This is a genomic window from Tsuneonella sp. HG094, from assembly GCF_053819285.1.
Map to the genome: position 1 here is coordinate 684577 of NZ_JBSORA010000001.1, position 12796 is coordinate 697372.

General features: G+C 66.9%; 12 protein-coding genes. 7 read left to right on the forward strand and 5 right to left on the reverse strand.

Features of this window, described 5'->3' with window-relative positions; all coding sequences use genetic code 11:
* Positions 1-149: 149 nt before the first annotated feature.
* Both ACWPMX_RS03380 and ACWPMX_RS03385 read left to right on the forward strand, forming a co-directional pair.
* Positions 150-614 carry a glycine zipper 2TM domain-containing protein gene (locus ACWPMX_RS03380; protein WP_455698641.1) on the forward strand — a complete coding sequence of 155 codons (465 nt, stop codon included), beginning with the start codon at positions 150-152 and terminating at the stop codon, positions 612-614.
* A 138-nt stretch (positions 615-752) separates the two neighbouring features.
* Positions 753-1445 (forward strand): hypothetical protein, encoded by a 693-nt coding sequence (locus ACWPMX_RS03385; protein WP_455698642.1) that lies wholly within the window; start codon positions 753-755, stop codon positions 1443-1445.
* Here the strand turns inward: ACWPMX_RS03385 and astD are convergent.
* Together astD and ACWPMX_RS03395 are read right to left on the reverse strand one after the other, a co-directional pair.
* On the reverse strand, positions 1442-2887 hold the full coding sequence (gene astD / locus ACWPMX_RS03390; protein ID WP_455698643.1) for a succinylglutamate-semialdehyde dehydrogenase: 1446 nt from the start codon (positions 2885-2887) through the stop codon (positions 1442-1444). The genes ACWPMX_RS03385 and astD overlap by 4 nt on opposite strands.
* A gap of 72 nt (positions 2888-2959) precedes the next feature.
* Positions 2960-4390 (reverse strand): protein adenylyltransferase SelO family protein, encoded by a 1431-nt coding sequence (locus ACWPMX_RS03395; RefSeq protein WP_455700717.1) that lies wholly within the window; start codon positions 4388-4390, stop codon positions 2960-2962.
* Positions 4391-4458: 68 nt separating this feature from the next.
* Between ACWPMX_RS03395 and ACWPMX_RS03400 the strand changes: the two genes are divergently transcribed.
* The 4 genes from ACWPMX_RS03400 (at position 4459) to ACWPMX_RS03415 (ending at position 9387) form a co-directional block, all read left to right on the forward strand.
* Positions 4459-5652, forward strand: coding sequence for a glycosyltransferase (locus ACWPMX_RS03400; protein WP_455698644.1), 1194 nt, complete (start codon positions 4459-4461; stop codon positions 5650-5652).
* A gap of 131 nt (positions 5653-5783) precedes the next feature.
* Positions 5784-6572 (forward strand): tetratricopeptide repeat protein, encoded by a 789-nt coding sequence (locus tag ACWPMX_RS03405; RefSeq protein WP_455698645.1) that lies wholly within the window; start codon positions 5784-5786, stop codon positions 6570-6572.
* A 23-nt stretch (positions 6573-6595) separates the two neighbouring features.
* On the forward strand, positions 6596-7945 hold the full coding sequence (locus ACWPMX_RS03410; protein WP_455698646.1) for an outer membrane protein assembly factor BamB family protein: 1350 nt from the start codon (positions 6596-6598) through the stop codon (positions 7943-7945).
* Between the two features lie 56 nt (positions 7946-8001).
* Positions 8002-9387 (forward strand): DUF1295 domain-containing protein, encoded by a 1386-nt coding sequence (locus ACWPMX_RS03415; protein WP_455698647.1) that lies wholly within the window; start codon positions 8002-8004, stop codon positions 9385-9387.
* A 4-nt stretch (positions 9388-9391) separates the two neighbouring features.
* Here the strand turns inward: ACWPMX_RS03415 and ACWPMX_RS03420 are convergent, their stop codons facing one another.
* Genes ACWPMX_RS03420 through ACWPMX_RS03430 form a run of 3 tightly spaced genes read right to left on the reverse strand, consistent with a single transcriptional unit; the run spans position 9392 to position 11852 of the window.
* Complete coding sequence (locus ACWPMX_RS03420) at positions 9392-9691, reverse strand: putative quinol monooxygenase (protein WP_455698648.1); 300 nt, start codon at positions 9689-9691, stop codon at positions 9392-9394.
* Positions 9691-11061 (reverse strand): glutamate--cysteine ligase, encoded by a 1371-nt coding sequence (locus ACWPMX_RS03425; protein WP_455698649.1) that lies wholly within the window; start codon positions 11059-11061, stop codon positions 9691-9693. The genes ACWPMX_RS03420 and ACWPMX_RS03425 overlap by 1 nt, the downstream gene beginning before the upstream one ends.
* Positions 11062-11102: 41 nt before the next feature.
* Positions 11103-11852 (reverse strand): 16S rRNA (uracil(1498)-N(3))-methyltransferase, encoded by a 750-nt coding sequence (locus ACWPMX_RS03430; protein WP_455698650.1) that lies wholly within the window; start codon positions 11850-11852, stop codon positions 11103-11105.
* Between the two features lie 39 nt (positions 11853-11891).
* Between ACWPMX_RS03430 and ubiA the strand changes: the two genes are divergently transcribed.
* Positions 11892-12794, forward strand: coding sequence for a 4-hydroxybenzoate octaprenyltransferase (gene ubiA / locus ACWPMX_RS03435; RefSeq protein ID WP_455698651.1), 903 nt, complete (start codon positions 11892-11894; stop codon positions 12792-12794).
* Positions 12795-12796 lie beyond the last annotated feature (2 nt).

Sequence of the window (12796 nt, forward strand, 5' to 3'; positions counted from 1 at the left end):
GATTTTTTGGCTGTTCGACGGCCAATCAAAAAAATCGCTGTCTGAAAGCGGTGTTGCGGATCGTTCAGCTTCACATCTCTATTTATGAACGGGACAGCAGGGGTGATCACTCAGCCTCTCGGTCGCGAGAGAATGGAAAGGAAGTCCCTATGAAGCCGAACCTGATGAAGACCGCAGCGCTGGCGATGGCCGTGCCGGGTCTCGCGTTGGCGATGCCGGCAGCCGCAGCCCCCGCGCAGCACAGCGCCGCGTGGCAGAACAGCGCCGTGTGGAGCGACATGGCGCAGGAGCACGGCAAGAAGCAGAAGCGCCACGATCGCCGATACGACAGCCGCTACGGCGGCCAGTACAACAACGGCTACGGCTACCAGCAGTCCTATTACGGCGAGCCGGTCTACGCCAACACCCGCGTATGGCAGGGCGATGATGGCCGCTATTACTGCAAGCGTTCGAACGGCACGACCGGTCTGCTGATCGGTGCCGCGGGCGGCGCCCTTCTCGGCCGCGAAGTCGCGGGGCGTTATGGCGACCGCACCCTCGGCGCGATCCTCGGCGCGGCGGGCGGTGCTCTGCTCGGCCGGTCGATCGATCGGAGCAGCTCGCGCTGCCAGTAAACTGACCTGACCAGCTTCGCGGCCGTGCCCACCCGCGGTCGCAAGCGCGAACCCAACTCGGGGACGCGGAAGGCGCTCCTTGCTTCGGCGGGGGGCGCCTTCTTCTTTTGCCAAGACTGATCGGCTAGGGGCACGGCAATGCTGCGCGCTGTGCCAATCCTGATGCTGCTGGGCGCGTTGAGCGCGTGCCGCGACGATCCTGCGCCCGAAGCTCCGAAAGTGCGGGATCCGCAGGTTGCTCGGGCGCTAGACGATCCGCTGATGACCGATCCTGATCTGGCGAGCCGGAACGAAGCTGCCGCTGCGCTACGCGTCGAAAGCGATTCGTCGCTCCCCGTGTTGTCCGCGACCCCCGAATTTATCGCCGCGGCGCGAGCCGAAGCCGCCGCCTTGACGCGCGGCGCGGAGAGGTTCGGAGAGCTTTCGACTGCGCCCGGGAATATGGCCGCGCTGGCATCGCCGGGTGCCGAAGCGCAACTCGCGACCATGAACACGACCGCTTCATGCCGCGCGCAATTGCAGACGGGGGCGATCTGGGCCGCTCGGATGCCGACCGGCGTGCCGATCTATCCGCGCGGGGCAGTCCAGTCGGCGGCGGGACTCGATGCGAAATGCCGGGTGCGTGCGATAACGTATACCGCGCCCATCCCGCCGGCAGAGATGCTGGCCTTCTACGCTGCGCGAACGCGCCTGACGGGCCTGTCCGCGACCCGCCACGCCGACGGGACGGGCGAAGTCCTGCGTGGGGGCGGGAATGGGCTCGTGTACGACGTGCGGATAGCGCCCGCCGGGGACGGTTCGCTGGTGCGCCTCGCGGTCGTCCTCCGCTAGCCTTCTAATGGCCGCCGGGCCGCGCGCCGTTCGTCGCGGAATCCCACGCCCATGCTCGCGCGGGGCTGGTCCATTTCGACGCTCGCGACGGGATAGGCGCAGTAGTCGGCGGCGTAGAATGCCGCGGGACGGTGGTTGCCCGACAGACCCAGCCCGCCGAACGGCGCCTTGCTGCTCGCCCCGCTGGTCGGCCGGTTCCAGTTGACGATGCCCGCGCGCACGTTGGCCCAGAAGCGGTTGTAGTCCTGCGGGGATCCGCCGATCAGGCTCGCCGCCAGTCCGAAACGCGTGTTGTTCGCCTCGGCGATCGCCTCGTCCAGATCGTCGACGCGTACGACCTGAAGCAGCGGGCCGAACAATTCCACGTCCGGGCGATCGGTCATCGCGGTCACGTCGATGATCCCCGGGCTGACGAAGGGCTTGGTGTCGTCGGGCCGCAGCATGTGCTTGATCGCCTTGCCGCCGTGCGACAGCAGGTAGAGGAAGCTGTCGGACAACTGGTCCGCCGCCGCGTTATCGATCAACGGCCCCATGAAGGGAGAGGGATCGGCGAACGGCTCGCCGTAGATGATCCGGTCGGCGAGGTTCTTCACTTCGCCGACGAGCGCATCATACATGCTCGATTTGACGATTAGCCGCCGCGCGGCGGTGCACCGCTGTCCGGCGGTGGTGAAGGCGCTCTGGACGACGAGGATCGCCGCTTCCGACATCTTAGGCGTGTCGGTGACAACGATCGGGTTGTTGCCGCCCATCTCGAGCGCGACGATCTTGCCCGGGCTGGTGGCGAGCTTGCGGTTGATCGCGATGCCCGCCTGCGCGCTGCCGGTGAATAGCACGCCATCGATGTCGCGATGCGCGACGAGCGCCTGACCTTCGTCTGGGCCGCCGACGAGCAATTGGACGACCGCGGCAGAAATCCCCGCGCGCTGGAAGCAGCCGATGAGGAATTCACCGACTGCGGGCGTCTTCTCGCTCGGTTTGAAAATCACGACGTTCCCCGCAATCAGTGCCGGAACGATGTGCCCGTTGGGCAGGTGCGCAGGGAAATTGTAGGGGCCAAGAACCACCATCACGCCGTGCGGCTTGTGGCGAACGGCGCTGGTGCCTTGGAGCGCGCTGTCGAACTTCTTTTGCCCGGTGCGCTCGGCATAGGCTATGACCGAGATATCGACCTTGGCGATCACCGCCTCGACCTCGGTCCGCGCTTCCCACAGCGGCTTGCCGGTTTCGCGTGCGATCAGTTCGGCGAACCTGTCGTGATTCTTGCGCACTTCGTTGGCGAACCGGCGAACCAGCTCGACCCGTGTGGCAAGGGGTTTCGCCGCCCACTCCGGCCAGGCACGCCGCGCGCGATCGACCGCGGCGTCCACGTCGCCCACCGCGCCGCGCCACAATTCGGCGCCCGTCGCCGGTTCGAAGGAAATGATGTCTGGGGCGGGCAAGATGGTAAACTCCGGGTGCTATCCGCTTGTCTTCTCGAGCGACAAACTCTTACGCAGAGATGCTGTAAATGGTTAAGGATTTTCGCGCGAGAATTCCAGATTTACGGAGCCGCCAGCCGGAACGGGCACCGTGCCGAGCGCTTCGCCCAGGCGCCTGATCGCTGCGATTTCGGACGAGAGAAGAGTCCAGTCATCGCAATCGGCGATCGCCGTCCAGATGGCCTCGACGCGCTCGATGACAAGCGACGGCGGGGCCGGCTCGTCCCACAGCGCATGCTGCGAGCCGATCGGCTCGTAGCCATCCAGTGCCTCCGCGAAAGCTCCTGCCCCCACATCCCGTCCGAAGCGATGGCGGTGAAAGAACGCGTCGGGGGAGTCGTCGCTGTCGCGCATCGCGGCCTCGCACGCCGCGACCACAGCTGCGTCGGCTTCATCGTCGCGTGATCTCACCCCCAGCCGCCACAGCCATCGCCGCCGTGTGTGCGCCATGTAGAGCGGTCCGAACCGCTCGAGCGCGGCGAGCAGGGGGGGCGCTTCGGCCACTGATCGCAGCGCGATCGCGAGTTGCCCGCAGTTCCAGTACAACGCCTCCGGCTGCCGACCGAACGCGTAGAGTCCGGCGTGATCGAAATAGGCAGCGGTGAATGCCGGGTCCCATTTCGGCAGCCATCGCCACGGTCCGTAATCGAAGCTCTCGCCGCTAACATTCATGTTGTCGGTGTTGAGCACCCCGTGGACGAACCCGGCGACCATCCAGCTCGCCGCAAGATCCGCGAGCCGTTCGACGACCTGGTGCATCAGGATCACTGCCGGCTCGTTGCGACCCGGCGCGTCGTCCGGTGGCAGCGGACCCGGAAATTGCGCGAGGCAATAGTCCACTAGCGCAGCAAGATGCTCGCGCTCCTCGAGCACTGCAAGCCGCTGGAAGCTGCCGATCCGAACGTGTCCGTGGCTGAGCCGTGCGAGCACCGCCGATCGCGTGGGCGAAGGCTCGTCGCCGCGCACCAGTTCCTCGCCCGTCTCGACGATCGAGAAAGTCTTGCTGGTGTTGACGCCGAGCGCCTCGAGCATCTCGGTCGCCAGCAGCTCGCGCACCGCGCCTTTCAGTGTCAGTCGGCCGTCGGCGGTGCGGCTCCACGGGGTCGTGCCCGATCCCTTGGTACCCAGCTCGAGCAGCCGCCCGTCGCTGTCGCGCATCTGTGCGAAGGTGAACCCGCGACCGTCGCCTAGTTCGGGATTGTACACCCGGAACTGGTGTCCGTGATAGCGTAGCGCCAGCGGACCGGGCAGGGTGCCGGGTAATGGCTCGAAGCGCGCGAAGTGGCGGATCCATTCTTCGTCGGTGAGGTTCTCGAGGCCCACCGTCGCCGCCGCGCGGTCGTTGCGCCAGCGCAGCTCGGTACGCGGAAAGTCCGCCGGTGCGACCGGATCGCCAAGCCAGTCGGCGAGCGCGAGGAGCGGACGTTCGGGCCGGAATCCGGCAGGTTGCGGTTCATCCAGCATCCGGCGATAGTGGAGCGCGTGGGGCCAGCGTGCAAGCGCCCCGATCATGCGGGATCCGGGCGAATTCGATGAAAACCAGACCAGCCGCCGGCACGGCCAAGCGACCGGCGAAAGGAGCAGGCGACCCGCCGCTTCGCATCCTGCACCTGCATTCCACCTTCGCCGCTGGGGGCAAGGAGCGCCGCGCGGTACGGCTCATGAACGCCTTCGGCCCCGGGATCGAGCACGCGGTCGTATCCGCCGTGCCAGGCGAAACGGGAGCGGCGGCCGAACTCGATCGCGGCATTACCGTGCGATGGCCCAAGGATTTCCCGTCGTTGAAGGGCAGGCCCACGCCCGGCCGTTTGCGTCGGATCGCGGAGGCGATGCGCGGCTACGATCTCGTGCTCACCTACAACTGGGGCGCGATGGATGCGGTGCTCGCGAATACGCTTTTCGGCGAGATGCTCGCCTTGCCGCCGCTGATCCACCACGAGGACGGCTTCAACGACGACGAGCGCGTGAAGCTCAAGGCCTCGCGCAACTGGTTCCGCCGCATTGCGCTTGGCCGCGCGCGGAGGTTAGTCGTACCGTCCGAGACGCTCGAGGAGATTGCGCTGACCGCGTGGGCGCAGCCGATTGGACGGGTAAAGCTGATCCGCAACGGGATCGATACAGCCGCTTTCCCGTCCACGGCGCCCAGGCCCGATGCGATCCCCGGCCTCATCAAGCGGCCCGGCGAGTTCTGGATCGGGACGATGGCGGGGCTGCGCGCAGTCAAGAACCTGCCGGCGTTGGTGCGCATCTGCGCAGGCCTCCCCGATCACTGCCACCTCGTCATCGTTGGCGAGGGTCCCGAGCGCGAAGCAATCCGCGCCGAGGCCGCGCGTCTTGGCGTCGAACACCGGGTCCACCTGCCGGGGTTCGTCCGGGATCCCCAGCGCTACGTCGGGCTCTTCGACGTGTTCTCGCTCTCCTCGCACTCCGAACAGTTTCCGCTATCGCTGGTCGAGGCGATGGCGGCCGGACGACCTGTGGCTGCATACGGCGTGGGCGACGTGCCGCTGATCGTCGCCGAGGAGAACCGACCCTTCATCGTCCCACCGGGGGACGAGGCAGCGTTGACCGAAGCGATCGCTTCGCTCGTCTACGATACCGAGCGGCGCTCAGTGTTGCGCAAGGCCAACCGCGCAAGGGCCCGTGCCGAGTTCGACGAAGCGCAGATGATCGCTGCTTACCGCCGCCTCTATGCGAGCGCGATGGGCCGCCCCTCGCTGCCATGAGTGGCGCTCACCCTTCACCCGTGGTTCACGCGGCGGGGGACATCGGGTTTTGCACGTTGAATTGAACCGTCCATCGGCTAAAGACGCGCCGCAAGACCCTCTCCCAAAACAACGAGACGCAAGAACCGCCCGTGGCCCTTAGACCCGACAATGCGCTGACCCCCGAAGAAAAACGTGCCCGTGCGCAGTCCGCGCAGGAAGACGTCCTCCTGCGCGAGGTCGACGATGCCGTGCGGCAGGACCAGTATGCCGAGGCTGCGGAGAAGTACGCGAAGCCGGCTATCGTCCTCGTGGTGCTGGTGCTCGCCGCTTTCGGCGGGTTCCTGTTCTGGCAGAATCGCCAGGATGCCGCGAACGAAGCCGACAGCGAAAAGCTCGTGGCGGCGCTCGATGACGTGCAGCGCGGTGATCTGGCCGGCGGTGCGGCCGCGCTCGATCCGCTGATCGCCGACGGCAATGCGGCGGCTCGCGCTTCGGCACAGTTGCTCAAGGCCGGGATTGCGATGGAGCAGTCCAAGCCCGCCGAAGCGGCCGCACTGTTCGACAAGGTTGCCGCCGATGGCGACGCTCCGCAGGCGCTGCGCGATATCGCGCTGATCCGCGCGGTTACGACGCGGTACGATACGACGCCTCCGGCCGACGTTGTTGCCAAGCTGAAGCCGCTGGCCGTGCCCGGCAACCCGTTCTTCGCTCCCGCCGGCGAGCTGGTGGCGATGGCCTATCTCGACCAGGGCAAGCAGGCAGAGGCGGGCGCACTGTTCGCCGCGATCTCGCGCGACAAGAACACCCCCGATTCAACGAAGGGCCGCGTGCGCCAGATGGCCGGCCTGCTCGGTGTCGACGCAATCGACGATGTCGACACGGTTATCGGCCAGCCGGATGCGCAGCTCGCGGGTCCGGCCGCAGCCCCCGCAGAATGATTTTCGAGAGGATCGATCCACCGATGAAGACCGCCAGGTTCCTCCGTTCCGCCGCGCGTGGCGGACTTCTGCTCGCCGTGACGCTCGGCCTGTCCGCGTGCGGCGGCGGTCTGTTCGGCGGCAAGGACAAGAAGATCACTCCGACGGTCGGCAACCGCGTGCCGATCCTGTCGCGCATCGAGTCGGCCAAGGTCGATCCCGCGCTCGCGGGCGTGACGGTGGTCCTCCCGCCAGCGCAGCCTAACACCGAGTGGGCACAGGCCGGCGGTACCGCCGCCAAGAGCTATGGCCACCTGGCTCTGGGCGACAATCTGTCGCAGGCGTGGTCGGTCAGCATCGCCGGATCGAGCGACCGTCGGCGGCTCGCCGCGGCGCCGGTGATCGGCGACGGCAAGCTGTTCGTGGCCGACACCAATGGCGTGATCCATGCGTTCGACGCGCAGTCGGGCGGAAAGTTGTGGAGCCAGTCGGCGGAAGTCGAGGGCAACCTGCGGCCGGCAAACTTCGGCGGCGGCGTCAGCTACGATGCGGGCAAGGTCTACGCGACCAACGGCGTGGGCGAAGTGCTCGCGCTCGATGCCAGCAACGGGTCGCAGGTGTGGAAGGTGAAGCCCGCCGGCCCGCTGCGCGGCGCTCCGACGCTGGCGTTCGGCGCCGTTTACGTGATGACGCAGGACAACCAGCTCGTCGCGCTCAACGCGGCCGACGGCAAGCTGCTGTGGAACGAATCCGGCTCGACGACGCAGACCGGCCTGTTCGGGGTCGCCTCGCCGGCGGCCGGGCAGGGCACGCTGGTCGCGGGTTATGCGAGCGGCGAGCTGGTCGCCTATCGTTACGAGAACGGTCGCACGCTGTGGGCCGATGCGCTCGCGCGCACCTCGATCTCGACCGAAGTGGGCGCGCTGTCGGATATCGACGCCGATCCGATCGTCGACCAGGGCCGCGTCTATGCACTCGGTCAGGGCGGCCGCATGGCGGCGTACGAACTGGTCACCGGCCAGCGCATCTGGGAGCTCAACCTAGCGGGAATCTCCACTCCGGCGATCGCGGGCGAGTGGATCTTCACCTTGACGGACGACGCGCGCCTGCTGGCAATCGCCCGCGGCAACGGGCGTGTCCGCTGGATCACCGAGCTTGGCCAGTTTCGCAATGTCGAGAAGAAGAAGGATCCGATCTTCTGGACCGGGCCGGTGCTCGCCGGGAACACGCTGTGGGTCGCGAACTCCGAAGGCCAGATCTACCGCGTAAGCGTAGGCGAGGGTTCGGCGTCGCTGTTCCAGTCGGTGAAAAGCCCGATCAGCCAGGCACCGGTGGTGGCGAACAACACGCTCTACGTCCTCGACGAGGGCGGTACGATCCACGCCTACCGCTGAAGGGGAGGGGCGAGAGGCTTTCCGGCCTCTTAACCCTTTGCCATTAACGCGGGCGCGTGACCGCCGCGCGCCCGATCACCACCGAAACCGCTCCTCCGAGAAGCGACGTATCCGGCTGGGTGGGCCTAGCCGGGCTCGCAGGGCTTTTCGCGTGGATCACGGTTTGCCGCCACTGGCCGCTGGTCGCCGATATGCTCGGCATTCCTGGGCCACGTATGCTGCTCGACGGGCCTTATGCCGCGGTCGCCGCGATGCTGTTCACGAGCGGGCCGATGATCGCCATCTCGCTGCTGGTCGACAAGGCGCACCGGCGGCCCTCGACCGGAATCGACTGGTCGTTGCGAAGGCCGCTTGCCGAGACGGCGCGCGTCTCTTTCGTCAAGTTGGCAGGCCTGTGGGCGACATGGATCGCGATCGCCGGTGCCTATGCGATCGGTCGCTTCTATTGGGACGGGCAATACCTGTTCGCGATGCAGGTCCTCGGCGCAGCGGCGATCCCGCTGGTCGTGCTGTCGGTGCCTTACGTCTTCTGGCTCGATCGCCACTTGGTGAATCCGCGCGACCATGCGTGGCACTTCGGCGCGATGCTGCTGGGCCGCGAGGCCTACGACTTCGAAGAGGTTAAGCGCCACTGGCGTGCGTGGATCATCAAGGGCTTCTTCGGCGCGTTCATGATCTCGATCCTGCCGCCGGGTTTCCAGGCGGCGGTCAATGCGGATTTCGCAGGGCTGGCGGCGAACCCGGCAGCGCTCGGGATGGCGCTGATCGGAGTCTTGTTCCTCATCGACGTGCAGATCGGCACTGTCGGCTATCTCGTCACGCTCCGCCCGCTCGACGCGCATATCCGCAGCGGCAATCCCTACCTCGCGGGCTGGGTCGCGGCGCTTATGTGTTACCCGCCGTTCGTGTTCGGGTTCATGGGGTCGGGCCTGCTCGGTTACGAGTTCGGAACGCCGGGGCAGGGCGACGCCAACTGGACCGTGTGGCTCGGCGGGCAACCGCTGCTGATGTGGATTTGGGCGATCGTGCTCGTCGCATTGACGGCGATCTATGCCTGGGCGACCTTCGCGTTCGGGCTGCGGTTCTCGAACCTGACCTATCGCGGCGTGCTGACGAACGGCCCCTACCGCTTCACGCGGCATCCCGCCTATCTCGCCAAGAACACCTTCTGGTGGCTGTCGACGCTGCCGTTCATGGTCACCAACGCCTCGACCACCGACGCGGTGCGGAATGTAGCGTGCCTGCTGCTGGTCAACGCGATCTATTACTGGCGCGCGCGGACCGAGGAAGAGCACCTGTGGCACGAAGACGTGAAGTACCGCGCCTACCACGCCTGGATGAGCGAGCACGGGCTGATCACCGCGCCTCTGACCCGCCTCAAGCGGCGGCTCGGCATCCGGGTGCGCGGGTTCGATCCGTTGGCCGCCCAGCCGGCAGAGTGAGCCGCTAGATCGGCTGGCCTTCGTCGGCCGTGAATACCTGCAGGTCACGGCCGGACAGACCGAGTTCGCCCATCACCCGGCGCCATTCGGCCATGTGCGGCGTGGCGAAATGCGCGTCGAGCGCCGCGCGGTCGCGCCACTTCTCGACGACGTGGATCGTGTTCGGGTCGAGCATATCCTGGCCATAGCCATAGGCGATGCAGCCCGGCTCTACGCGGCTGGCGGTGACCATCCGCTCCATCGCGGCACGGGCACCTTCCAGGCGTTCAGGCGCAAGTTTCACGGTGCCCAGCACGAGGATCATCAGAAGCTCTCCTCATACACCCGCGAGATATCACCCGCCCATTCGCCGTTGTAAAGGTCGAGCAGGCGCTGCGCCGGAACTGTGCCGCTGGCGACGATCTGGTCGAGCGGGTTGAGGAAGCCGGCCTCGTTGTCGCCTACCGAATTGAGCTGGCTGCGCGCGGTCAAGCCTGCACGGGCGATCCGAAGCACCTCAGGTGCGATGTCGCGCAAGGTGCGGCCACCGGGTATTGGCGCGTCGAGCGCGAGCTTCGGCACGCTCGCGCGCAGAGTCTCACGCTCTTCCATCGTCCAGTCCTTGACGAGGTCCCACGCCGCGTCGAGCGCACCCTGGTCGTAGAGCAGGCCGACCCACAATGCCGGGAGGGCGCAGATGCGCTTCCACGGGCCGCCGTCGGCACCGCGCATCTCGAGGAATGATTTGAGGCGTACTTCGGGAAAGGCGGTCGACAGGTGATCCCACCAGTCGCTCATGCGCGGCTTCTCGCCCGGCAAGACCGACAGCTTGCCGTCGAGGAAATCGCGGAAGCTCAGACCCGACGCGTCTATGTACCGGCCTTCGCGGAACACGAAGTACATCGGCACGTCGAGCATGTAGTCGGCGTAGCGTTCGTAGCCAAAGCCGTCCTCGAACACGAACGGCAGCATCCCCGTTCGGTGGGGATCGGTGTCCGACCAAATGTGACTGCGATAGCTGAGGTAGCCGTTGGGCTTGCCTTCGGTGAAAGGCGAGTTCGCGAACAGCGCGGTGGCGAGCGGCTGGAGCGCCAGCGAAACGCGGAACTTCTGCACCATGTCGGCCTCGCTCGAATAGTCGAGGTTGGTCTGGATCGTGCAGGTCCGCAGCATCATGTCGAGGCCGAGGCTGCCTACGCGCGGCATGTGCCGCAGCATGATCTCGTAGCGGCCCTTGGGCATGATCGGCAGCTCTTCGCGGGTCTTGTCGGGCCACATGCCGAGGCCGAGGAAGCCGACGCCGCATTTACCACCGATCGCCTTCACCTGCGTCAGGTGGCGGCCAGTCTCGGCGCAGGTCTGGTGCAGGTTGACCACCGGCGCGCCGCTGAGTTCGAGCTGGCCCGCAGGCTCGAGACTGACGGTCCCGTCGGGGCCGCTCATGGCAATCACCGTGCCGTTTTCCTCGACCGGTTGCCAACCGAAGCGGGTCAGCGCCAAGAGCAGGTCGCGAATGCCGCAGCCTTCCTCGTAGGAGGGCGCACGGTGATCCTCTCCCTTGAAGACCAGCTTTTCGTGCTCTGTGCCGATGCGCCAGTCGTCGATCGGCTTCTCGCCCGCCGCCATGGGTGCCACGAGTTGCTCGCGGCTGTCGATGAAGGGATCGTCCGCCTCGGAGGCCTGCCGCGTGCTCATGCGGGTTGCACTAGAAAACCGGAATGCTGGGCGCCAGCGATTTAATTTTGCCAGTCGCCGACTGTCCCCATCCACAACGCGACCGCCGCGATGGCGGCCGTCTCGCCGCGGAGGATGCGGGGGCCAAGGGTGATCGCGACCGCCCGGGGATGGGCGCGAATCGCCGCGCGTTCGGCGTCGTCGAAGCCGCCTTCGGGCCCCGTCAGCAGGGCTGCCGGTGCGGTCACTTTCGCAAACGCTCCGGCTGCGGGCGCACCACCGGCCTCGTCGGCGAAGTACAGCGTCCGGTCTGCGGGCAATGCGCGCAGCATCGCGTCCAGCGTGGCCGGTTCGGCAAGCTCGGGCAGCGCAGTGCGCGCGCATTGCTCGGCGGCCTCGACGGTGACAGCGCGAGCGCGATTGAGGTTGAGCTTGTCGGCGACACAGCGCCGCGTGATCACCGGGCGGATCGCGGCTACGCCAAGCTCGGTCGCCTTTTCGAGCACGAAGTCGAAGCAGTCCTTCTTGAGCAGGGCAGGGCACAACCAGAAATCGGGCACAGCCTCGCGTGGGCGCAAGCGTTCGGCGGGTTCCAGCACGACGTCGCGCTTGCTCGCGGAAAGCACCGTCGCCGCCCATTCGCCGGTGACGTCGTCGCACAGGATCACTGTATCGCCGGGCGCAGCGCGCATCACCCGCGACAGGTAGTGCGCCTGGTTACCCTCGACCATGATCGAGACGCCCTGCGCCAGTTCGCGATCGACGAACAGCCGCGGAGCACTTTTCGGAGGCCAGGCGGGGGTGGCGGGCATCGCTTTTCACGTGGCACGCGCGCCGCTAGGGAACAAGGCGTGAGCGAAACGATCGTACCCGATACTGAGCATCGCGGCATCGTCGCCAGCTTGCCGCAGCTCCCGCGCGACCTTGCCATGCTCGCGCGATTCGACCGTCCGATCGGGTGGTGGCTGCTGTTCTGGCCCTGCGCGTGGGGCGTGTGGCTGGCGGGGGCGGGGTGGCAGCTTGCCCTCGTCGGCTGGTTCCTACTCGGCAGCATCGCGATGCGAGGGGCGGGGTGCGTCTACAACGATATCGTCGATGCAGACCTCGACCGGCTGGTGACGCGAACCGCGTCGCGCCCGGTGGCGAGTGGGCGGGTGTCGGTGAAGCTGGCTTGGAGCTGGCTGATCGTGCTGTGCGTGGTCGGCCTCGTCGTGCTGCTGCAGCTGCGCTGGCAGGCGCAGCTCGTCGCGCTGGGAAGCCTCGCGCTGGTTGCAGCCTATCCCTTCATGAAGCGAATCACGTGGTGGCCGCAGGCGTGGCTCGGTCTCGTCTTTACGTGGGGCGCGCTGGTGGGGTGGACCGCGTTGCGCAACGAGCACTGGGAGGTAATGGCCGCGCTCTACGCCGGGGCTTTCTTCTGGTGCATGGGCTACGACACGATCTACGCGCTGCAAGACCGCGAGGACGACGCGTTGGTCGGCATCCGCTCGAGCGCGTTGCGGCTAGGCCAGCAGGTCAAGCCGGGGGTGATCTGCTTCTACTGCCTTGCGCTGATGTTCTGGGCGCTGGCGTTCTACGTGCTGCGCGCCGACTGGATCGCTTTGTCGGCGCTGGTGCCCGCGGCGGTCCACCTGCTGTGGCAGGGGCTGACGCTCGACCCGACCGACCCCGACAACCCGCTCGCCCGCTTCCGCTCCAACCGGATGGCGGGCGCGTTGGTGGCGGCGGCGTGCTTCGTGGTCGGTAATGCCTAGGT

Excerpts from the sequence above, each read along its gene's own strand:
- ACWPMX_RS03380 (WP_455698641.1), top strand. The coding sequence starts at position 150 with ATGAAGCCGAACCTGATGAAGACCGCAGCGCTGGCGATGGCCGTGCCG.
- ACWPMX_RS03385 (WP_455698642.1), top strand. The coding sequence starts at position 753 with ATGCTGCGCGCTGTGCCAATCCTGATGCTGCTGGGCGCGTTGAGCGCG.
- ACWPMX_RS03395 (WP_455700717.1), bottom strand. The coding sequence starts at position 4,390 with ATGCTGGATGAACCGCAACCTGCCGGATTCCGGCCCGAACGTCCGCTC.
- ACWPMX_RS03400 (WP_455698644.1), top strand. The coding sequence starts at position 4,459 with ATGAAAACCAGACCAGCCGCCGGCACGGCCAAGCGACCGGCGAAAGGA.
- ACWPMX_RS03410 (WP_455698646.1), top strand. The coding sequence starts at position 6,596 with ATGAAGACCGCCAGGTTCCTCCGTTCCGCCGCGCGTGGCGGACTTCTG.
- ACWPMX_RS03420 (WP_455698648.1), bottom strand. The coding sequence starts at position 9,691 with ATGATCCTCGTGCTGGGCACCGTGAAACTTGCGCCTGAACGCCTGGAA.
- ACWPMX_RS03425 (WP_455698649.1), bottom strand. The coding sequence starts at position 11,061 with ATGAGCACGCGGCAGGCCTCCGAGGCGGACGATCCCTTCATCGACAGC.
- ACWPMX_RS03430 (WP_455698650.1), bottom strand. The coding sequence starts at position 11,852 with ATGCCCGCCACCCCCGCCTGGCCTCCGAAAAGTGCTCCGCGGCTGTTC.